This is a genomic window from Kitasatospora sp. NPDC048722 (genome assembly GCF_040650235.1).
GTDB lineage: Bacteria > Actinomycetota > Actinomycetes > Streptomycetales > Streptomycetaceae > Kitasatospora.
In genome coordinates, this window is sequence record NZ_JBEZGX010000088.1 from 1 (window position 1) to 19,778 (window position 19,778).

Sequence of the window (19,778 nt, forward strand, 5' to 3'; positions counted from 1 at the left end):
CGCAACAACCCCGACCAGACCATGACCATCGACCCCTGCAACCTCCAGTTCCTCTACCAGGGCAAGTCCCCCACCGCCACCGGCCCCTACGACCAACTGCCGTACCGCCCCGGCGTCCTCACCCTCCGACGCTGACGGTACCCACCACGTCGAGGACCCCCAGCCGCGCGCGTCGGCCGGGGGTCCTCTGTTACGAACGGGATCGCGAGCGCCTACGTCAGTGCACGCCGCCCACGCACCCGTGGGGCGGCCCACGCGCCGCGTCGGAGCACCCCGACGGGCACCGTGCGGCCGGTTCCCGCGAGCAGCGGTGCGGCTGTCCCGTCGGCGAACCGCAGCCGCCCCGCCGAGGAGGCCTCGACGGGGCGGAGGTGGTGGACGCGGCCCTGCCCTGGGCGGGCGGGTCTACTTGAGGGGCGTGCCGCCGGCGTTGCGGTAGGCGATGGTCTTGTTGATCAGGTTTCCGCCGTCGGACTCGACGGAGGTCTGTTCCTGCTGGCCCGCGCCGAACAGGAGGGCCGCGACGTGTGCGTCGGCGACCTGGTCCATGTGGGAGAGGAACCAGTCGACCTTGTCGTCCTTGTAGTGGTTGAGAGTGTTGTTCTGGGCCATGTTGCCCACGGGGACCTGCCACAGGACGACCGGCTTGCCCGTCGACTCGGCCATGGTCTTGTAGAAGGTCAGCGCGGCGGTGGCCTTCTGGTCGTTCCAGAAGCTGTCACGGGCGCCGTTCTCGGGCTTGGCGTACCATCCCGCGTCGCGGTCCGAGACGTCGGTGACCAGGAAGTCGGCGTTCTTCGCGCCGAGTGCCGCGTAGTCCTTGACGCAGCCCTGCGTGTTGGTCGTCCAGTCCCAGCAGGTGAGGTGGAGCCCGGCTCCGGTGTTCGGTGCGTACTTGTGGGCCATGGCGATCATGCACTGGGCCAGGCCGACGGCGCTGTTCTCCTGGGATCCGCAGTCGGTCGGGTTCGAGGCCGTGACCTGGGCGGCGGTTTGGTGCGGGTCTCCGTGCGAGCGGACGTAGCCCCAGAAGTCGGGCTCGATGTCGATCATGTCCTGCGAGGTGCCGATCTTCTGGAGGAAGAAGCGGTAGTCGTTCAGGTAGCGGGTGAGCAGGTCGGTCCGGTTGATGGCGACGACCTCGCCCGGACCGTCGCCCTGGCCGGCCATGTCCCCGAGGTCGCGCAGCGAGTACCAGGTCCACAAGTACTTCTGCGGGCGCGGCTTGCCCTGGTACGTGGCCTGGGCCACGTGACCGTCGCCCCAGGTCACGTAGAAGCCGGGCGCGGTGGTCTCGCCGCCCCAGCAGCCCCACCAGCTCGACCACTCGGCCTTGCAGCGTGAGGCGGTGTAGTAGTCGGAGGAGGGCGCGGGCTTGCTGTGCACGTAGTTGTACCGCACGTCGAAGGGCGCGGCGGTCGCCGAGGCGTCGTTCATGGAGCCGCCGACGAGGACGGTGCTGCTGCCCATGAAGCGGGTCGCCGAGCCACCGCCGTTGCCACCACCACCGGTGCCGGCGGCCGGAGGCGTCGAGGTCGGCGCCGGTGCCGACGGCGGGCGGGTGGCACTCGGAGCCTGGCTCGTCGCAACGCCGCCGCCCGGCTTGCCCGCAGGGGTGGACTTGACGGAGGTGGCGGGCGCGGTGGGCGCCGCGGTGCCGCCTGGACTCCCGGCGTCGCCGCCACCGACCGGGACGAGCTGCCACTGCTGGTTGGCACCGCCCCAGTCCCAGTACTGGGCTACGCGGCCCCCGTCGGCCTTGGACCCGTCCTGGACCTCGACGGCCAGGCCGCTGAAGCGGTTGATCAGGCGCACGTAGCCGTCCGAGGACTTCTTCAGGTGGAACTGCTGGTTGGCGCCGTTCAGGTCGCGCCACTGCACCAGGCCGGCGCCGGCACTCTTCGACCAGCCGTAGTCGTCCAGCACCTTGCCGGAGTTGCGGTTCTGCAGCCGGTAGGTCCCGTCACCCGCGTCGATGAAGCGCCACTGCTGGTTGGTCCCGTCGTGACGACCCCACTGCACCGCCGCCGCGCCGTCGTTCGTGGCGTAGTTGAGGCCGTCCAGCACCTCACCGCTGTTGCGGTTGACCAGCATGTACCAGGGCTTCGTGTCCACGTCCACGGTTCCGGCCGTGGCCGTGTTGACCACCACCACCGAGCCGCCCACGACGGCGAGGCCGACCGCCGCCCAGAAACCCCGACGCTGGTACAACCGGCGGCGACGATGCGCCTGCCGCCGCCCCGAAGGGGCCGAGCCGGACGACGGGCGACCACGGCGACCGTGGCCCCCGGCAGGGGACGCCTCCGACGACGTGGAGGGGCGAGGGTGCATGTCGGTGCTCGCTTTCAGCCGCTTCCTCTGACCGGCCCTCCTGGCCGGACACCCTCCAGTTGCCGTCCGCCTGGAGAAGGTTGCCGCCGCCCGCGAGAATTTCTTCCGACCGCCACGGCGGAACTCCTTCAGGCCTCGTGTGCGCAGGCGTTCGGCCACGGCGAGGAAGCGTCCGGCGGGCTGGTGCTGTCCGGTGTGTCAGCGAATTGCGCCCCGTCCCGGATGGCGGCGCGGGCCACGATGACGGCCCGGCCGCCCCGTCGTCGAGGCGGATGTCGCGCGGGCACGTGGCGATGCCTGGGGGGCGTCGATCACCTGGCCGGCCAGGACGGCGACGACGCGGTCCTGGCCGACGGGCAACGGCAGCTCGAAAGAACGCCCGCCGCGGAGCCCCCTGTCGGGTTCGAACCGACGACCCCCGCTTTACAAGCACCGCCCGAATTCTGACGACACATGACATTCCCTGCCGCGTGGTGCTGAATCCCTAGGCCAGCCCCGTGCGGCAGCTCTGGGCTGTCCAGCCCACCCCGGCCTGCTGTCACACCGTCCGCTCACGCAACGCTCACGCAGCAGAAGATCCGGCTGACAAGAACTTTCGGGCCCGGCTGACGTCCCGAGCCTCTCCGACTTCAGATCCCTCTGACAACGACACGATCCCCGCAGAGAAGTCTCATGTCCTCCTCGTCGGACGTGAAGATCGTGACGTCGCCACGCTGCCGTAGCGCCACGGCCGCCAGAGCAGCGTCGATGGCGTACTTGTGCCCGTGCAGCCCGGCCGTCTCCAGCAGCTCGATCGCCTCCCCAGCAACCTCCCTCGTCACCGGTTCCACTGCGATCTTGGAGAGGGTCCATGCCCACGCGGCCTTCTTGACGCGCCCGTGATAGGCCTCGATGAGCGTCATCGACGTGGTCACAACCCGGATGCCGGAGCGATCCGCATCCTTCAACCGGGCACCCATCGCACGGTTCCCAAGAACGGCTTGAGACAAGCCCTCGCTGTCGAGCACATAGACGAGCTCGGACATCAACCCGCCTTGCGCTGAGGCACAGAACGAGCCTTGCGCTCCGCGTGCTGCCGTTGGAGCGAGAGCCTCTCCGCCTCTGCGGCCGCCAGCTCCGCGTCGGTCACCTCGCCATGCTCGCCCTCCCACCAGCCGACGAACTCGTGCAGGTGGTCCCGCTCGCGCTGACGCTCTATGGCCTGCGCGACGTACCGGCTGAACCCGCCCGACCCCACCTCGGAGCGGATCTCCTCCGCCAGCTCCTCCGGCAGCGTCACCGTGTACTTCTTCGTTGCCATACCAGTCATCATACCGACTGCCCGATGCAGGCAGGCCGACGCGACACCGCCCTGTGCGCCGGCCGCGCCGCTCGCGCAAACGGCCCCGGACGAGTCGTCCGAGGCCGGTGACAGAACCCCCAGAAGGCCAAAGCTGCAGCTCATCCGGGGTGGAAACGAGAGCCCCCTGTCGGGTTCGAACCGACGACCCCCGCTTTACAAGAGCGGTGCTCTGGCCAGCTGAGCTAAGGAGGCACGGTGGCCGTCCGCGACGGATCACGGCGGCACCGGGGGCAGTCTACCGGGCGCAGGTGGCGGGGTGGGGGGATATCCGGGGGTTGGCGGGGTGGGGCGGGCGTGATGGAAACGATGCGGAAATCGGACCGGAGGGGGCTGACAAGCGGCGAGGGCGCAGGTAGCGTCGCCGGGAGCCGGTTCGTGTAGTGGTCCAGACCACTGGGCGGGTCGGTGAGACGAACGAAACCCCCCCCTTTACTCGGATCGTCCGGCACGTTCCTGCCGGTGAAGGAGAGCTCAACCATGGCTTCTGTCACGTACGACCAGGCGACCCGCGTCTACCCGGGGGCGGACAAGCCCTCCGTGGACGCGCTGGACCTGGAGATCGCGGACGGCGAGTTCCTCGTGCTGGTCGGCCCCTCGGGCTGCGGCAAGTCGACCAGCCTGCGCATGCTGGCCGGCCTGGAGGACGTCAACAGCGGCGCGATCCGGATCGGCGACCGGGACGTCACCCACCTGCCGCCGAAGGACCGGGACATCGCGATGGTGTTCCAGAACTACGCGCTCTACCCGCACATGACCGTCGCGGAGAACATGGGCTTCGCGCTCAAGATCGCCGGCGTCAACAAGGCCGAGATCCGCACCAAGGTCGAGGAGGCCGCGAAGATCCTCGACCTCACCGAGTACCTGGACCGCAAGCCGAAGGCGCTGTCCGGCGGTCAGCGCCAGCGCGTCGCGATGGGCCGGGCGATCGTGCGCCAGCCGCAGGTCTTCCTGATGGACGAGCCGCTGTCGAACCTGGACGCCAAGCTCCGCGTCTCGACCCGTACCCAGATAGCCGGCCTGCAGCGCCGCCTGGGCATCACCACGGTGTACGTGACCCACGACCAGACCGAGGCGCTCACCATGGGCGACCGCGTCGCGGTACTGAAGGGCGGCGTGCTCCAGCAGGTCGACACCCCGCGCAACATGTACGACAAGCCCGCCAACCTCTTCGTGGCCGGCTTCATCGGCTCGCCGGCCATGAACCTGGTCGAGGTGCCGCTGGTGGACGGCGGCGTGAAGTTCGGCGGCTCGGTGGTCAACATCTCGCGTGACGACCTGTCCGGCGCCGGCCTCGACAAGACCGTGACCGTCGGCATCCGCCCGGAGCACTTCGAGGTCGTCCCGGCCGGCGGCATCGAGGGCGTCGCGGTGACGGTCAACGTGGTCGAGGAGCTCGGCTCGGACGGCTTCGTCTACGGCACCACCAAGATCGGCGGCGAGGACAAGGACATCGTGGTCCGCGTGCACGGCCGGCAGATCCCGGCCCGCGGCGAGACGATCCACGTCGTGCCGATCGCCGACGAGACCCACGTGTTCTCGACCAGCACGGGTGCCCGCCTCAGCAGCTGAGCCGACGGCACGCCACCGGCACCGCACGAGCACGACACGAGCCCGTCGGACCGTCCCCCGGTCCGGCGGGCTCCGTCCGTACACCCCCGCGTCAACACGGTGACGGGACGAACCCGGACACGTCGTCACTCGATGGTGTAACGGAGGGCGATCCGGGGCGCACCCACCGCTACTCTCCTGAGCGTGAAGCAGCTTTTGCGCCGTATCGGCCAGACCGTCGCCCTCACCCTGCCCGTCGTCCTGGTGACCACCGGCACCCTCGCCGTGACCCGGGTCCCGTGGGCCCCGCCGACCGGGCTCGACCAGCAGGTCGTCGCGGCGTCCAGCGGCGACGGCGCGGGCATCGGACGCACCGCGGGCGCGGCCGGCAAGACGCCGGACGGGCTGGCGCCGCAGGACGCGCTGCGCGTCGCGATGCTGGACGAGCTGCGCGAGCACAGCCCGGCCGCCGCGCTGGACCTGCTGGAGCGCTCGATGCGCGAGCAGCCCGCCCTGACGCCGTACTGCACCTCGCTCGCCACCGAGCTGGGCCGGGCGACGGTGAAGAAGTACCAGGGTGACGTCCAGCGGGCCCGCTCGTTCGCCCGCCCGGTCTGCGACGGCTCGTTCGCGGCGGGCATCACGGGCTGACGCCGGCCCACACGCCTGAACACCCGGACACCCGGACACCCGGACGCCCGGACGCGCACCCGCCGCCCCGGCAACCGCGCTTCCAACACCCGTCCGCGCGCCTATTGTTCAGGCATGAGCGCTGACTCCGGCCCCACCGCCGACCCCATGTCCCAGCAGGCCCAGCCGCCCCGGCCGACCACGACGCCCGTCACGCAGGCCGTCATCCTGGCCGGCGGCCAGGGCTCCCGGCTGCGGCCCTACACGGACGACCGCCCGAAGCCGCTGGTGGAGATCCCCGGCACGGGCACGCCGATCCTCGGCCACCAGCTGGCGTGGCTCGCCGCCGAGGGCGTCACGGACGTCGTGGTGTCCTGCGGCCACCTGGCCGACGTGCTGCAGGAGTGGCTGGACAAGGCGGACCTGCCGCTGCGCGTGCGCACGGTCGTCGAGGACGAGCCGCTCGGGCGCGGCGGCGGGCTCAAGTACGCGGCCAGGGCACTGCCCCGCCCGGACGAGCCCTGGTACGCCACGAACGGCGACATCTGGACCCGCTTCAGCCTGCGCGACATGGCCGCCTTCCACCATGAGCGGGACGCCATCGCGACGCTCGCCCTGGCCCGGCCGCGGATCCCGTGGGGCGCGGTGGAGACCGACCAGTTCGGCAACGTGCTGGACTTCATCGAGGCGCCGCCCTCGCCGTTCCTCATCAACGCGGGCCTGTACGTGTTCAGCCCGGAGTTCGCCGCGCTGCTGCCGGACGTGGGCGACCACGAGCGCACCACGTTCCCCCAACTCGCCCGCGGCAAGCGGCTGGCGGGCTACCAGCTGCCGCAGGGCGTGTACTGGCGCGCGATCGACACCGCGAAGGACCTCACGGAGGCCGCCAAGGAGCTCGCCGCCGGCGCGGGCCGCACTCCCCGGTAGCCACGCCGGTAACCACGACGCGAAAAGGCGGTCGGCTGGGTGCTCCCCCACGGAGCACCCGGCCGACCGCTGTTCGTTCCCACCCGGACCGTCCCGGACCAACCCGGACCGACCCAGACCGACCCAGACCCACCCGGATCGACCCGTCCGGTCCGGACCCACCCGGCCGACCCCGGTCAGGTCGCCGTCGGCATCCCCGGCCGGCTGGAGTGGCCGCCGCCCGACAGGTCGGCCAGCGGGCCGCTGCCGAGCACCCCGCCCAGCAGGCCGGAGCCCGAACCCGAGCCGGTGGGGCTCGGCTTGGAGCCCGCGCCCGAGCCGGCCGGGGCCGGGGTGGAGCGCTGGGCGGGCGTCCCGCCGGCCGGCTGCGCGGCGGCCGTGGGGGCCGACGCCGGCGCCGAACTCTGGCCGCCCTCGGCCTTGGTGGAGTGCTTGGCGCCCGGCGTCGGGGTGGCCGGGTGCGAGGCCGCGGGCGAGGACGCCCCGGCGGTCGGGCTGGCCGCCGGGGTGGCCGGGCGGGACCCGGCCGGTGCGGGCTGCGTGGACGTGCCCTGGCCACCCGCGGCGCCGGACGGGGAGCCGCTCGGCCAGACCGGCGTGCCGTAGTCGCCGGTCGGACGGCCCGGGGCCTGGTGCGGCCGGGCGCTGGTGCGCACCGCCGCGCCGAGCATCGAGCCGAGCAGCAGGGTCAGGCCGACGACGACCGTGGTGACCACGGTGCCCCGGCGCAGCACCCGGCGGCGCAGCGCCCCGGGCGCGCCCGAGCCGTACCGCCGCCAGGCCTCCAGGTTGAGCCGTCCGTCCAGCGAGGCGAACGGCGCCCCGGCGATCAGCAGCGGGCTCCACGCGGCCAGGAAGATCAGGTCGGGGGTGTCGTACACCGGGACGGCCCGCCAGCTGACCGTGAACAGCAGCGCCGCGGAGAGCAGCATCGCCGCGCCGGCCGCGAGCCGCTGCCACAGGCCGAGGATGGTCAGCACGCCGACCACGATCTCGGTGAACGACACCACCAGGCCGGAGCCGACGGGGTGCGCCATGGCGAAGGCGAGCAGCGGCTCGGCGACCTTCCACGGGTGCAGCGATGCCAGCCAGCGCATCATCGAGCCGCGCTCGCCGCCGTCGAAGTACACCGGGTCGCAGAGCTTGCTGAACCCGGCGTAGACGGACAGCGAGCCGAGGACGGCGCGCAGCGGCAGGAGCACCAGCCCGAGGTCGACCCGCCGGCCGGGGTACCAGGGCTGCTTGCCCTCGGCGTCGGCGGCGCAGACCTCGGGCAGCTCGCCGCTCGGGGTCCAGCCCTGCGGCGCGCCGATCGGGCCGACGCCCGCGTCGGTCGCGGTCCCGGCGCCCTCGCGCGGCTGGCGCGGCACGGTCCGGGCGCCGGCGAGGCCCGGGATCACCTGGGTGTCGTCCTCGGCCAGGCCGACGCCGCCCGGGGAGCCGCTGAGCCGCACGGCCTCCAGGAGCTGGGTCGCCGCGAGGTCACCGGGGGGCGCCTGGCCGGTCCACGTGACGGCGGTGACCCGCCCCTTGCGGCGCGGCGCCCCGCCCCCGGCGGCCCCCGCCATCGCCGGGACGGCGGAGGCGGGCACGACCACCTGCGGGGTGACCAGCGGACGACGGATCAGGCCCTGGCTCGCGTACGGGTCCCCGAACGCGGCGCCGGTGGAGAGCAGTCCGGCGGGGGCGTCGATCAGCGGCTCCACGGGGGCGCCGAGCCGGAGCCGGAAGCTGGCCTGGGTGTTGCTGAGACGGGCCGGGTCCGACTCCACCTTGACGGTGTTGAGGCCCGGGTCCGCGTCTATCCCGGTACTGCCGCCGCCGAACAGGGGCCGCCGTTGTGTTCTGGTGTCCACGCCCGTCTAACCGGGTGACGGCCGCTTTGGACACTCTCCCGGGTGGATATCCGGCGCCCACTTGAAGTGATCATGAGAAAAGCGATCGGACCCGGTCGGGCCCGATCGCTTCTCAGCCGGTTCACGGAGAATTCGGAAGATCTCCCGCGCGCCGGTCACGTCCTGTGCTCCGGCGGCCGACGGCTCAGCGCTCGGTGCTCAGCGCTGAGCGCTCAGCCTTTGGTGCTCAGCGCGCAGCGCTCAGCGCTTGGCGCGCAGCCGCGCGGCCTCGTACAGCACGATGCCCGCCGCGACGCCGGCGTTCAGCGACTCCGTCAGGCCCGACATCGGGATCCGCACCCGGATGTCGCAGGTCTCCGAGACCAGCCGGGACAGGCCCTTGCCCTCGCTGCCCGCGACGATCACGACCGGGCCGGTCAGCACGTCCAGGTCGCCCAGCTCGGCCTCGCCGTCGGCGGCCAGGCCGACGACCATCAGGCCGGCCTTCTGGTAGGCCTCCAGGGTGCGGGTCAGGTTGGTGGCACGGGCGACGGGCAGCCGGGCCGCGGCGCCGGAGGAGGTCTTCCAGGCACCGGCGGTCATGCCGGCCGCGCGGCGCTCGGGGATGACCACGCCGTGGGCGCCGAAGGCGGCGGCGGAGCGGACGACGGCGCCGAGGTTGCGCGAGTCGGTGACGCCGTCCAGCGCGATGATCAGCGCGTCCTGGCCGGCGTCGGAGGCGTCGACCAGGAGGTCGTCGGGGTGCGCGTACTCGTACGGCGGCACCTGGAGCACCAGGCCCTGGTGGTTCATCCCGCCGGTCATCTGGTCCAGCTGCGGGCGCGGGGCCTCCATCAGCGGGATGCCGCGGTCGTTGGCGGCCTGGAAGGCGTCGCGGACGCGGTCGTCGGTGTCGATGAACTGCTGGACGTACAGCGCGTTGGCCGGCACGTCGCCCTGCAGGGCCTCGACCACCGAGTTGCGGCCGAAGACCAGCTCGGCGCTGCCCGCGCCACCGCGGCCGCCGCGACCGGCACCGCCGGCCCGGCGCATGCCGGCGCGGGCCTTGGCGTCGCGCTCGCGCTTGATCGCGGCGTTGGCGGCGCGCTGCTTGGGGTGGCCCTTGCGCTCCTCACCGGGCGGGGTCGGGCCCTTGCCCTGGAGCGCCTTCCGGCTGTGCCCGCCGGTCCCGACAGACGCGCCCTTCTTCGATCCGGGGTTGCGGCGGTTCCTGCGCTGGCTGTTGCCGGCCATGGCTGTACTTCCTGTCTGTCCGGCATGCCCGGCCGCCCCGCTCTGTCCGGCGGCGGCCGACGGCATGCGCTACGTCATGCGGGAGGGCCGCACCGGTCCGGCACGGCCCACCCTCACCCCGATCGTCAGATGGGGTTACTGGTTGTTGATCGTCCAGCGCGGGCCGGACGGGGTGTCCTCGATCGCCAGCCCGGCCAGGCCGAGCTGGTCGCGGATGGCATCCGCGGTGGCGTAGTCCTTGCGCTCGCGCGCGGCCTGCCGCTGGTCCAGGACCAGGCGGACCAGCGAGTCCACCACGCCGTGGAGGTCCTCGCCGCGCTCCGTCCCGGCCCACTGCGGGTCGAGCGGGTCGAGGCCCAGCACTCCGAGCATCGCACGGACCTCGGCCAGACGCGCCACCGCGTTCTCCTTGTCGTCCGCGTTCAGGGCGCTGTTGCCCTGGCGGACGGCGGTGTGCACGACGGCGAGGGCCTGCGGCACGCCCAGGTCGTCGTCCATCGCCTCGGCGAAGGCCGGCGGCACCTCGGGCGCCGCGTCGACCTTCCCGAAGCGCTCGACGGTGCGCTGGACGAAGCCCTCGATCCGGGCGAACCCGGCCTCGGCCTCGCGCAGCGACTCCTCGCTGTACTCGATCATCGAGCGGTAGTGCGGCGCGCCCAGGTAGTAGCGCAGCACGATCGGCCGCCAGCGCCGGACCATCTCGGAGACCAGCACCGAGTTGCCGAGCGACTTGCTCATCTTCTCGCCCGCCATGGTGACCCAGGCGTTGTGGACCCAGAAGTTGGCGAAGTCGTCGCCGTAGGCCTTGGACTGGGCGATCTCGTTCTCGTGGTGCGGGAAGATCAGGTCCAGCCCGCCGCCGTGGACGTCGAAGGCCGGGCCCAGGTACTTGTGGGCCATCGCCGAGCACTCCAGGTGCCAGCCCGGGCGGCCGCGGCCCCACGGGGTGTCCCAGCTCGGCTCGCCCGGCTTGGCGGACTTCCACATCGCGAAGTCCCGCGGGTCCCGCTTGCCGGTCTCGCCCTCGCCCTCGGGCTGGCGCAGGTCGGCCAGCTTCTGGTTGGACAGGGCGAGGTAGCCCGGGTACGAGCGCACGTCGAAGTAGACGTTGCCGTCGGCCGCGTAGGCGTGGCCCCTGGCGATCAGGCCCTGCATCATCTCGATCATCTCGGGGATGTGCCCGGTGGCCCGCGGCTCGACGGTCGGCGGCAGGCAGCCGAGGGCCGCGTAGCCGTCGTTGAACGCGCGCTCGTTCTCGTAGGCGATCTGCCACCACGGGGTGCCGAGCTGGCGCTCCTTGGCGATCACCTTGTCGTCGATGTCGGTGACGTTCCGGGCGAACGTCACCTGGTAGCCGCGGTAGGCGAACCACCGCTGCATGATGTCGAAGTTGAGCCCGGACCGGATGTGCCCGATGTGTGGCGCCGACTGGACGGTAGCGCCGCACAGGTAGATCGAGACACAGCCCGGTACAAGCGGGACGAAGTCGCGTACCTGGCGGGTGCTGGTGTCGTACAGGCGAATGCTCACAGCGTCAAGCGTAGTGGGCACGAGGGGGTGCCCCGCCACATTCCCGGTCACATTCCCGGTGAACGGCGGGCCGGCGGACCCGGAGGAGGGTCAGATGTTGCCGACCACCTTGCGCGGGCTGAGCCGCACGACCACCCGGACGTCGTCCGGCCCGTCGAACTTGTAGACCTCCTCGCCGCGGTACTTGAGGGCGAGCTCGTCGATCAGCTCGCGGCCGCCCTCGGTGGTCATCGTGACCGAGCCGCGGACCTCGAAGTACTCGTACGGGCTCTCCGGCGGGTTGACCACGAGCGTGATGCGCGGGTCCTTGACGAGGTTGAGGTGCTTGCGGCGGCCTTCGACGGTGGAGAACAGGACGTCCTCGCCGTCGCGCTTGACCCAGACCACGGAGGACTGGGGGCTGCCGTCCGGCTGGATCGTGGAGACCACGGCGAAGCTCTTGGCGTCGATCAGGGCCTTGGCACGGTCGGAGAGTTGCGAAGCCACGGGGGAACCTCTTCTCGTCGGCGACTGGTACGGGCCCGGCACGCGGCGCTGCGCGGCCCGCGCGGGCCCGCACCGCACACTATCGACTCGGGCCCCCGCGAAGCCTGTTGAACACTCGTCAGTCCCGGGTTATTCCCGGCCCGCCGGACCTGCCGCGCTCAACGCCGCTCGTACACCAGGGCGGTGGCGATCGCGGCCAGGCCCTCGGCCCTGCCGGTGAGGCCGAGACCGTCGGTGGTGGTGCCGGAGACGGACACCGGCGCACCGGCCGCCTCCGACAGCGCGGCCTGCGCCTCGGCCCGGCGCTTGCCGATCTTCGGGCGGACGCCGATCACCTGGACCGAGACGTTGCCGATCTCGAAACCGGCCTCGCGGACCAGCCGGGCCGCCTCGCCGAGCAGCTTCACCCCGGACGCGCCGGCCCACTCGGGGCGGTCGGTGCCGAAGTGGGCGCCCAGGTCGCCGATCCCGGCGGCCGAGAACAGCGCGTCGCACGCGGCGTGCGCGGCCACGTCGGCGTCCGAGTGCCCGGAGAGCCCGAACCCGGCGTCCGGCCACTCCAGTCCGGCCACCCACAGCGGGCGCCCGGCCTCGAAGGCGTGCACGTCGGTGCCGACGCCCACGCGGGGAACGACGGGAACGGTCCGGTCCGTGGACACCGGCCCAGTGGGCATCGGCTCGGTAGGCATCGGCTCAGTAGGCATCGGCGGCCCTCCTGCGGGCGAGTACGGCCTCGGCGAGCACGAGGTCCAGCGGACGGGTGACCTTGAACGCCTCCTCGTGACCGGGCACCACGACGACCCGTCCGCCGAAGCGCTCCACCAGGCCGGCGTCGTCGGTCACCGGCGGCACGCCGGTGCCGCCCGCGGCCTCCTCGGCCAGCGCCTTGGCGTGGACCTCGGCCAGCGTCGCCCGGTCGAAGCCCTGCGGGGTCTGCACGGCGCGCAGGGTGGCGCGGTCGGGCGTGTCGAGGACGGGCTCGGGCCCGCCCGGGCTCGGCTCGACCCGCTTCACCGTGTCGGCCAGCGGCACCGCGGGCACCACCGCCACGGCCCCGGCGCGGACGGCGGCCGCGACGGCGTCCACCACCTCGACCGGGACGAGCGGGCGGGCCGCGTCGTGCACGAGCACGATCTCGACGTCCTCCGGGATCGCGGCCAGTCCGAGCCGGACGGACTCCTGGCGGGTCGCGCCGCCGGCCACCACGCGGATGTCCTTGCCGTCCAGCCCGTGGCTGTCCAGCAGGGCGACGACCTCCGCCACCCCGTCGGCCGGTGCGGCGACCACGACCAGGCCGACCGCCCGGCTGCGGGCCAGGGCCCGGACTGCGTGGACCAGGAGCGGCACACCGCCCAGCTCCCGCAGGGCCTTGGGGGCGCCGGGCCCGAGCCGCTCACCGCGCCCGGCGGCGGGCACCACTGCTGCTGCGACTGCTGCTGACGCGTTCAGGTTTCACTCCTTCGGCGAAGTGGGTATGGCCATGGCGTGCACGACGGGCGTACGGACCCCTTCCGAAGAACCACCTGGTCCGAGGCCCACACGATTCGCAGAAACGGTCTTGCAGGCCTGGACCGGCTCGGGCGGGAGGCGTCGTCCGGACACGCCTCAGCGCCCGAAGTGCCAAAGCACCGCTTCTCGGATCCCTCCGGAAGCGGCGCGCCGGCACCGGGCGCTGTGAGCGTTGGGCGGCAGCCCGACCGCACTACGAGGCGAGCACCTCGTCGAGCAGCGTCTCCGCCTTGTCCTCGTTGGTGTTCTCGGCCAGCGCGAGCTCGCTGACGAGGATCTGGCGCGCCTTGGCGAGCATGCGCTTCTCGCCGGCCGACAGACCGCGCTCGCGCTCGCGGCGCCACAGGTCGCGCACGACCTCGGCGACCTTGATGACATCGCCCGAGGCGAGCTTCTCCAGGTTCGCCTTGTAGCGACGGGACCAGTTGGTCGGCTCTTCGGTGTACGGTGCGCGGAGCACCTCGAAGACCCGGTCCAGACCTTCCTGACCGACCACATCGCGCACGCCGACGAACTCCGCGTTCTCGGCGGGCACGCGGAGCGTCAGGTCTCCCTGCTGCACCTTGAGCACCAGGTAGGTCTTGTCCACACCTTTGATCTGGCGAATTTCGATGGCCTCGATCAGCGCGGCCCCGTGATGGGGGTAGACCACCGTGTCGCCAACCTTGAACGTCATGTGACAGGACCCCTTCCGTGGCTTTCCAGAATAACACGCTTTTCGGCGCACCCGAAGGGCGTTTTCGCAGGTCAGGGCAGGTCTCGGGGCTTGACAAGCACCCCCATGACGTGCTGCGACCGGTGTTCGAGGGCGGCTTCCCGCAGGTCGGAGGCGGTTCCGGCGCCCGGCGAAACGTGTCGCAACACTCCCGAAACCGTGATTGGATCTTGAGTTTTCGCCGTTTATCGGGCCGTTTCGGGATCGTTATTCGATCTTGGTCGAAGCTTGTCCTCGCGTCGCCGCCCCGAACGGCCCCCGGAGCGCGGCAGGGGCGGCGCGATCACGTGGCGCGCGCACGTCATATTGCGGCCGGACGGACCCGGATACCGCCCCGGGAGTGCGACACGGGGACCACCCCGTGAGGACCGCATAAGTGAGGTCGATAATCTGAGACCTGACCTACCGACACGTGACCTAGGGAGAAGCCGCCGCCGTGAGCCGCAGCCTTCGACGCGGCAGCATCGCCGCCCTCGCCGCCTTCGCCATCGCTTCGCTGTCCTCCTGCGCGGCCGGCAACCAGCCGGACACCCTGCAGATCCAGCCGGACAGCGCCTCGGCGACGCTCGGCACGAACGTCCGGTTGAACAACATCGTCGTCGTCACCGGACCGGACACCTCGGGCGACACCACCGGCCCCGCCAACGTGACGGTGAACGTCAGCAACACCGGGACCGACCCGGTCGAGCTGCAGTCCATCACCGTCGGCAGCGGTGCCACCGCCACCTTCGCGGACGCCGCGGGCGCCCCGCTGACCAGCATCGTCGTCCCGGCCGGCGGCGCCGTGCTGCTGGGCGGCGACGGCAACCCGTCCGCCAAGCTCGCCTCCGTCGGCGTCACCGTCGGCGGCATGGTGCCGACGACCTTCGCGTTCAAGGACGGCCAGAAGGTCGCCGTCCAGGCCGGCGTGAGCCCCGACAGGGGCATCTACAAGGGCTTCGGCCCGACCGCCTCGCCGGTCGCCGTCCCGAGCAAGGGCGCCACCCCGTCCGCCCCGGCCACCGGTGCCACCGGTGCCGCCACCCCGTCGGCGGGCACCACCCCGACCGCCCCGGTCGCCGGCACCCCCACCGCCGGTGCCACGCCGTCCGGTACGGCCACGCCGTCCGCCGCCACCCACTGACGCTCCACACGCTCCACGTCGCCCCCGGCGGGCCCGCACGGGCCTCCCAGGACGACGGCGAAGGCCCCCTCCGGCGAGTGCCGGAGAGGGCCTTCCGCGTGTCCGTGCCGGTTTACGGCTCGAACTTGTAGCCCAGGCCGCGGACCGTGACCAGGTAGCGCGGCGCGCCCGGGTCCGGCTCGATCTTGGCGCGCAGGCGCTTCACGTGGACGTCGAGGGTCTTGGTGTCGCCGACGTAGTCCGCGCCCCACACCCGGTCGATCAGCTGCATGCGGGTGAGCACCCGGCCCGCGTTGCGCAGCAGCATCTCCAGCAGGTCGAACTCCTTCAGCGGCAGGTCGACCTTGGCACCGTCCACCGTCACCACGTGCCGGTCGACGTCCATCCGGACCGGACCGGCCTCCAGGGCGCCCGGGCCGCCGCCGTTGTCGCCGGCGCCGCCGTCCTCCCCGCGGCGGCGCAGCACCGCGCGGATGCGGGCGACCAGCTCACGGGTGGAGTAGGGCTTGGTGACGTAGTCGTCCGCACCTATCTCCAGACCGACGACCTTGTCGATCTCGCTGTCCTTGGCGGTCACCATGATCACCGGGACGTTGGAGCGCACGCGGAGCTGGCGGCAGACCTCGGTGCCAGGCAGGCCCGGCAGCATCAGGTCGAGCAGGACGAGGTCGGCGCCGTTGCGTTCGAACTGCTCCAGCGCGTCGGGGCCGGTGGCGGCGACGGCCACCTCGAAGCCCTCCTTGCGGAGCATGTACGAGAGGGCGTCGCTGAACGACTCCTCGTCCTCGACCACCAGTACTCGGGTCACGATCGGGCCTCCGGGGCAAGCTGGGTTGTCTTTGACAGGGGTTCTTCCCGCTCTCCGGCGGGGAGCGAACGGACCGGGCGGCCCGTGGTGGCCGCGCGGTCCGGAGTGAGGGTTCGGGGTGCCGCGCCGGCCACGCCAGCGGGTTCGGCGTCGCCGGCGCGGCCGGCGTGGCCGGCGACCGCGTCGGGGTCTTCGGGATCGGGCTCTTCGGGGTCTTCGGGGTCGTCGAGGTCTTCGAGGTCGTCGGCGTCCTCGACCACCCGGGCGGTCTCCAGGTCGTCGGCGGTGGGCGCCTGGCCGGCGGGAAGGCGGATGGTGAAGGTCGAGCCCTGGCCCTCGACGCTCCACACGGAGACGGTGCCGCCGTGCGAGGCGGCGACGTGCTTGACGATGGACAGGCCCAGACCGGTTCCGCCGGTGGCCCGGGAACGGGCCGGGTCGACGCGGTAGAAGCGTTCGAAGACCCGCTCGCGGTCCTTCTCGGAGATGCCGATGCCCTGGTCGGTGACCGAGATCTCGATCAGCTCGCCGTCCGCCTCGCCGAGCGCCGCGGCGCTGGAGATGCGGCGGGTGGCGATGGCCACCCGGGTGCGGGGCGGGCTGTAGTTGACCGCGTTCTCGACCAGGTTGCCGAGCGCGGCGGCGAGCTGGCCGCGGTTGCCGTGCAGGTAGAGGCCCGCGATGCCGCCGGCGGCGATCAGGATCTGCTTGGCGGCGGCCTGCTGGCGGCAGCGGTCGATCGCCTCGGCGATCAGCTCGTCCACCGCGACCGGCTCCGGGTCGACCATCAGCCGGTCGTCCTGGACCCGGGACAGGTCGATGATCTCCTGGACCAGGCTGGCCAGCCGGGTCGCCTCGATCTGCATGCGGCCGGCGAAGCGCTGGACGGCCTCCGGGTCGTCGGCCGCGTCCGCGACCGCCTCGGAGAGCAGGGACAGGGCGCCGACCGGGGTCTTGAGCTCGTGGCTGACGTTGGCCACGAAATCCCGGCGGACGGCCTCCACCCGGCGGCGCTCGGTCTGGTCCTCGACCAGGACCAGCACCAGCCGGGAGCCCAGCGGGGCGACCCGGACCGAGACCGCGAGCGGCTCGGCGGCGCGGGCCGCGCCGGGCCGCGGCACCTCCAGTTCGACCTGGCGGATCTCGCCGTCCCGGCGGGTGGCACGGGCGAGGGAGAGCATCGGGTCGACGGCGACGGCGCCGCCGCGCACCAGGCCCATCGCATACGCCGCCGAGCTGGCCTTGACCACCTCGTCGGCCTCGCCGAGCACGATCGCGCAGGAGCGCAGCACCGACAGCACCGTGTCCACGCCCGGCGGGAGCGGGGGCTCCTGGGCGGCGGCGCCCAGAACCTGGTGCCGGCCGTAGTTCCTGCCGTTGGTGCCGCTGTACTTCCCCTTGGCCTGCTCGCGCTCGCTCCAACGGAAGGCGATGGAGGCCGTGAGGCCGACGCCGAGCCCGGCTATGGCGCAGGCAGCGGCGGCGGCCACGTTCACGTCCATGTGGCCAGCGTAAGCGTACGTACTCGGCGTTCCCCAAGGGTCGGATCAAGGCATCGACCTGCTGTTGCCGAGAATTCACCTTCACGTAGCTGCCGATTCACCGCACCGGCCGTACGTGGTCGCCCAAACGGCACAGAGTTGGCCGTGCAGCCCGTGTGGGAGTGGGTGGCGCGCCGAACCGGGGGCGCCGCCCCGAGGGTGCGCGTACCATTCGCGCACCAGCAGCGGTCGCCCGGACGCCGACTCGACGGTCGTACGGGATGACCGGTCGGCACCGCCACCGACACAGCTACTGAGGAGAGAGCATGCGCGACGCGTACCACGAGGAACTCGATGCGATCGGCGACAGCCTGGTCGAGATGGCCCGGCTGGTCGGCTCCGCCCTGGGCCGGGCGACCACCGCACTCCTCGACGCGGACCTCTCGCTGGCGGAGAGCGTGATCGCGGCCGACGAGAAGGTCAACGAGCTCCACCACGACCTGGAGAACCGCGCGATCGACCTGCTCGCCCGGCAGCAGCCGGTCGCGACCGACCTGCGCATCGTGGTCACCTCGCTGCGGATGAGCTCCGACCTGGAGCGCTGCGGCGACCTCGCCCGGCACGTCGCCAAGGTCGCGCGGATGCGCTACCCCGAGTCGGCGGTGCCCGGCGACCTCCAGTCCACCGTCCTGGAGATGGGCCAGCTCGCCCAGCGCCTGGTGGCCAAGGCAGGCCTGGTGATCGCCACCAAGGACGTCGACAAGGCCCTGGAGATGGAGCAGGACGACGACGCCATCGACTCGCTGCACCGCGAGCTCCTGTCCCACCTGATCGACGACCGCTGGGCCCACGGCATCGAGACGGCCGTCGACATCACCCTGGTCGGCCGCTACTACGAGCGCTTCGCGGACCACGCCGTCTCCGTCGCCAAGCGCGTCGTGTACCTGGTGACGGGCGAGCACGTGGCGGACTTCGTCGCGTCCTCGGAGGCCTCGGCCGCCGAGTGAGCCGAGTGAGCCGAGTCCGGGAACGGTCGGGCTCACCCCGAGGGGTGACTAAACCTCGGGCGAGGGTGGTGTGGGCGCACGGACTCCCGGGCGGCCCACCACTGCGCGCCCGTTGACGCTCCCTCCGGACGGCGGCTTCACTCGAAGCCGTAGGCACCGGAAGTGTGCCCGTCACAAGGAGGGTTCAGCACGATGAAGGCCAACCCGACCCGACCGGCGCCGGCACACGACACCGTCGAACCGACCCCCGCGAAGCTGCTGCCCGTCCTCGCGGCCGGCTGCGGCTGCGGCCCCGGCTGCGGCTGCGGCTGCCAGTCCGGCGCGCCCTGCCAGTGCGGCGGCGCGTCCGGCGGCTGCTGCGGCGGCCACTGAGGAAGCACCGGGGCGCCCGGCCGCTCGTGGGACGCGGCCGGGCGCTCGCGGCCGTCCGGTTCCGGCGTGCCGAGGGCCGTCAGAACCGGACGTCGGTGCAGGAGTAGAAGGCGTTGCCGGTGTCGGCGATGTCCCAGACCGCGACGACCACCTGGTGGCCGGTCCGGTCACTCGGCAGGGTCGCGGTGTGGCTGACGCGCTGCGGCACCTGGGAGCCGTCGTACGGGACGGTCAGGAACGGCGTCAGGTCCAGGTTGGCGCGGGTGACCGGCTGGGTCGGGTCGTACCCCGGTTCGGTCAGGTAGTACTCGAAGCCCGAGGTCGCGTGCCGGGCGGTGAACGTCCAGGTGAAGGTGAGGCTCTGCCCCGCCGTCACCTGCGTGGTCGGCCAGGCGCCGCCGTGCGGGTCGTCCAGCTCGGCGAAGCGCCCGTTGCCGCCGGCGCAGATGGTGCCGTCGGCCGGACCGTCGGAGGGGAAGCCCTTCGGCCCCTCGACGCTCTGCGGCTCCCACTGGATCTCGCCGCAGTCCCACGGGACCCCGCCCGCGCCGCAGAGCGCGGCCCTGCTGGGGGGCGTCGAGACGTACCCGTGCGACTGCGCCGGGAGCGCGAAGGTGAGCGGGATCGCCAGGGCGGCGACGGCCGCCCCGACGAGATGACGTTTGCGCATGGTGCTCCTCCGTGGGGGTGGATGGAGAGTGCGCCGAGCGCAGACGCGCGCGTGGGGGTGCGCGGCCGGACGGGGAATCCTTGGCATGCCTGCGCCAGCCCGATGTCCACACGGTAGGAGCGCCCGCCCGCGCCCGTCAATGGTCTGAACCATTTTCGAGCGACCTGCCGGACCCCGTGAACTCCCTTGCACGGCAAGAAGGTTGAACCG

19 protein-coding genes, 1 tRNA gene and 1 pseudogene are annotated in these 19,778 nt (G+C 72.3%); 7 read left to right on the plus strand and 14 right to left on the minus strand.

Translation table 11 applies throughout. The annotated features are described in order from the left end of the window. Window positions 1–135 (plus strand): annotated as a pseudogene (locus AB0C76_RS38150) (alpha-L-arabinofuranosidase); the annotation flags it as partial. Window positions 136–405: 270 nt separating this feature from the next. Here AB0C76_RS38150 and AB0C76_RS38155 read toward each other — a convergent pair. From AB0C76_RS38155 to AB0C76_RS38170, 4 genes are all read right to left on the minus strand, one after another. Further along, window positions 406–2,211 carry an RICIN domain-containing protein gene (locus AB0C76_RS38155; protein WP_359974576.1) on the minus strand — a complete coding sequence of 602 codons (1,806 nt, stop codon included), beginning with the start codon at window positions 2,209–2,211 and terminating at the stop codon, window positions 406–408. Window positions 2,212–2,960: 749 nt separating this feature from the next. Beyond that, entirely contained in the window at window positions 2,961–3,356 is a 396-nt protein-coding gene (locus tag AB0C76_RS38160; RefSeq protein WP_359974578.1) for a PIN domain-containing protein, read from the minus strand. Then, complete coding sequence (locus AB0C76_RS38165) at window positions 3,356–3,631, minus strand: hypothetical protein (RefSeq protein ID WP_359974580.1); 276 nt, start codon at window positions 3,629–3,631, stop codon at window positions 3,356–3,358. Before AB0C76_RS38165 ends, AB0C76_RS38160 begins: the two co-directional genes overlap by 1 nt. 160 nt (window positions 3,632–3,791) lie before the next feature. Continuing rightward, a tRNA-Thr gene (locus tag AB0C76_RS38170) sits at window positions 3,792–3,865 on the minus strand. A 285-nt stretch (window positions 3,866–4,150) separates the two neighbouring features. Here AB0C76_RS38170 and ugpC point away from each other — a divergent pair. From ugpC to AB0C76_RS38185, 3 genes are all read left to right on the plus strand, one after another. Next, on the plus strand, window positions 4,151–5,242 hold the full coding sequence (gene ugpC / locus AB0C76_RS38175) for a sn-glycerol-3-phosphate ABC transporter ATP-binding protein UgpC (RefSeq protein ID WP_359974582.1): 1,092 nt from the start codon (window positions 4,151–4,153) through the stop codon (window positions 5,240–5,242). Window positions 5,243–5,425: 183 nt separating this feature from the next. Continuing rightward, complete coding sequence (locus tag AB0C76_RS38180) at window positions 5,426–5,872, plus strand: hypothetical protein (RefSeq protein WP_359974584.1); 447 nt, start codon at window positions 5,426–5,428, stop codon at window positions 5,870–5,872. 147 nt (window positions 5,873–6,019) lie between these two features. After that, entirely contained in the window at window positions 6,020–6,778 is a 759-nt protein-coding gene (locus AB0C76_RS38185; RefSeq protein ID WP_359974620.1) for a nucleotidyltransferase family protein, read from the plus strand. A gap of 176 nt (window positions 6,779–6,954) precedes the next feature. On the opposite strand, the gene AB0C76_RS38190 is transcribed toward AB0C76_RS38185, so the two are convergent. From AB0C76_RS38190 to AB0C76_RS38220, 7 genes are all read right to left on the minus strand, one after another. Further along, window positions 6,955–8,634, minus strand: coding sequence for a DoxX family membrane protein (locus AB0C76_RS38190; RefSeq protein ID WP_359974586.1), 1,680 nt, complete (start codon window positions 8,632–8,634; stop codon window positions 6,955–6,957). Between the two features lie 240 nt (window positions 8,635–8,874). After that, complete coding sequence (gene rlmB, locus AB0C76_RS38195) at window positions 8,875–9,867, minus strand: 23S rRNA (guanosine(2251)-2'-O)-methyltransferase RlmB (protein WP_359974588.1); 993 nt, start codon at window positions 9,865–9,867, stop codon at window positions 8,875–8,877. Window positions 9,868–10,002: 135 nt separating this feature from the next. Continuing rightward, window positions 10,003–11,397 (minus strand): cysteine--tRNA ligase, encoded by a 1,395-nt coding sequence (cysS, locus tag AB0C76_RS38200; protein ID WP_359974590.1) that lies wholly within the window; start codon window positions 11,395–11,397, stop codon window positions 10,003–10,005. A gap of 90 nt (window positions 11,398–11,487) precedes the next feature. After that, window positions 11,488–11,883, minus strand: a complete 396-nt coding sequence (locus AB0C76_RS38205; RefSeq protein WP_359974592.1) for a PPOX class F420-dependent oxidoreductase — start codon at window positions 11,881–11,883, stop codon at window positions 11,488–11,490. Between the two features lie 158 nt (window positions 11,884–12,041). Then, entirely contained in the window at window positions 12,042–12,572 is a 531-nt protein-coding gene (gene ispF / locus AB0C76_RS38210; RefSeq protein WP_359974622.1) for a 2-C-methyl-D-erythritol 2,4-cyclodiphosphate synthase, read from the minus strand. Between the two features lie 4 nt (window positions 12,573–12,576). Further along, the gene (ispD, locus tag AB0C76_RS38215) at window positions 12,577–13,332 is read right to left on the minus strand and encodes a 2-C-methyl-D-erythritol 4-phosphate cytidylyltransferase (protein ID WP_359974624.1); all 756 of its coding nucleotides are present in this window, start codon (window positions 13,330–13,332) and stop codon (window positions 12,577–12,579) included. A 253-nt stretch (window positions 13,333–13,585) separates the two neighbouring features. Beyond that, window positions 13,586–14,068, minus strand: a complete 483-nt coding sequence (locus AB0C76_RS38220; protein ID WP_030244332.1) for a CarD family transcriptional regulator — start codon at window positions 14,066–14,068, stop codon at window positions 13,586–13,588. A 475-nt stretch (window positions 14,069–14,543) separates the two neighbouring features. On the opposite strand from AB0C76_RS38220, the gene AB0C76_RS38225 reads away from it, so the two are divergent. Next, on the plus strand, window positions 14,544–15,230 hold the full coding sequence (locus AB0C76_RS38225; protein WP_359974594.1) for a DUF461 domain-containing protein: 687 nt from the start codon (window positions 14,544–14,546) through the stop codon (window positions 15,228–15,230). A gap of 112 nt (window positions 15,231–15,342) precedes the next feature. On the opposite strand, the gene AB0C76_RS38230 is transcribed toward AB0C76_RS38225, so the two are convergent. Continuing rightward, on the minus strand, window positions 15,343–16,038 hold the full coding sequence (locus tag AB0C76_RS38230; protein WP_031069385.1) for a response regulator transcription factor: 696 nt from the start codon (window positions 16,036–16,038) through the stop codon (window positions 15,343–15,345). Continuing rightward, on the minus strand, window positions 16,035–17,540 hold the full coding sequence (locus tag AB0C76_RS38235) for an ATP-binding protein (RefSeq protein ID WP_359974596.1): 1,506 nt from the start codon (window positions 17,538–17,540) through the stop codon (window positions 16,035–16,037). Before AB0C76_RS38235 ends, AB0C76_RS38230 begins: the two co-directional genes overlap by 4 nt. A gap of 305 nt (window positions 17,541–17,845) precedes the next feature. On the opposite strand from AB0C76_RS38235, the gene phoU reads away from it, so the two are divergent. Together phoU and AB0C76_RS38245 are read left to right on the plus strand one after the other, a co-directional pair. Continuing rightward, the gene (phoU, locus tag AB0C76_RS38240; RefSeq protein WP_359974598.1) at window positions 17,846–18,526 is read left to right on the plus strand and encodes a phosphate signaling complex protein PhoU; all 681 of its coding nucleotides are present in this window, start codon (window positions 17,846–17,848) and stop codon (window positions 18,524–18,526) included. Between the two features lie 192 nt (window positions 18,527–18,718). Further along, window positions 18,719–18,898 carry a hypothetical protein gene (locus AB0C76_RS38245; protein ID WP_329929995.1) on the plus strand — a complete coding sequence of 60 codons (180 nt, stop codon included), beginning with the start codon at window positions 18,719–18,721 and terminating at the stop codon, window positions 18,896–18,898. A 79-nt stretch (window positions 18,899–18,977) separates the two neighbouring features. Here the strand turns inward: AB0C76_RS38245 and AB0C76_RS38250 are convergent, their stop codons facing one another. Beyond that, window positions 18,978–19,568, minus strand: a complete 591-nt coding sequence (locus AB0C76_RS38250; protein WP_359974600.1) for a lytic polysaccharide monooxygenase — start codon at window positions 19,566–19,568, stop codon at window positions 18,978–18,980. Between the last annotated feature and the right edge of the window lie 210 nt (window positions 19,569–19,778).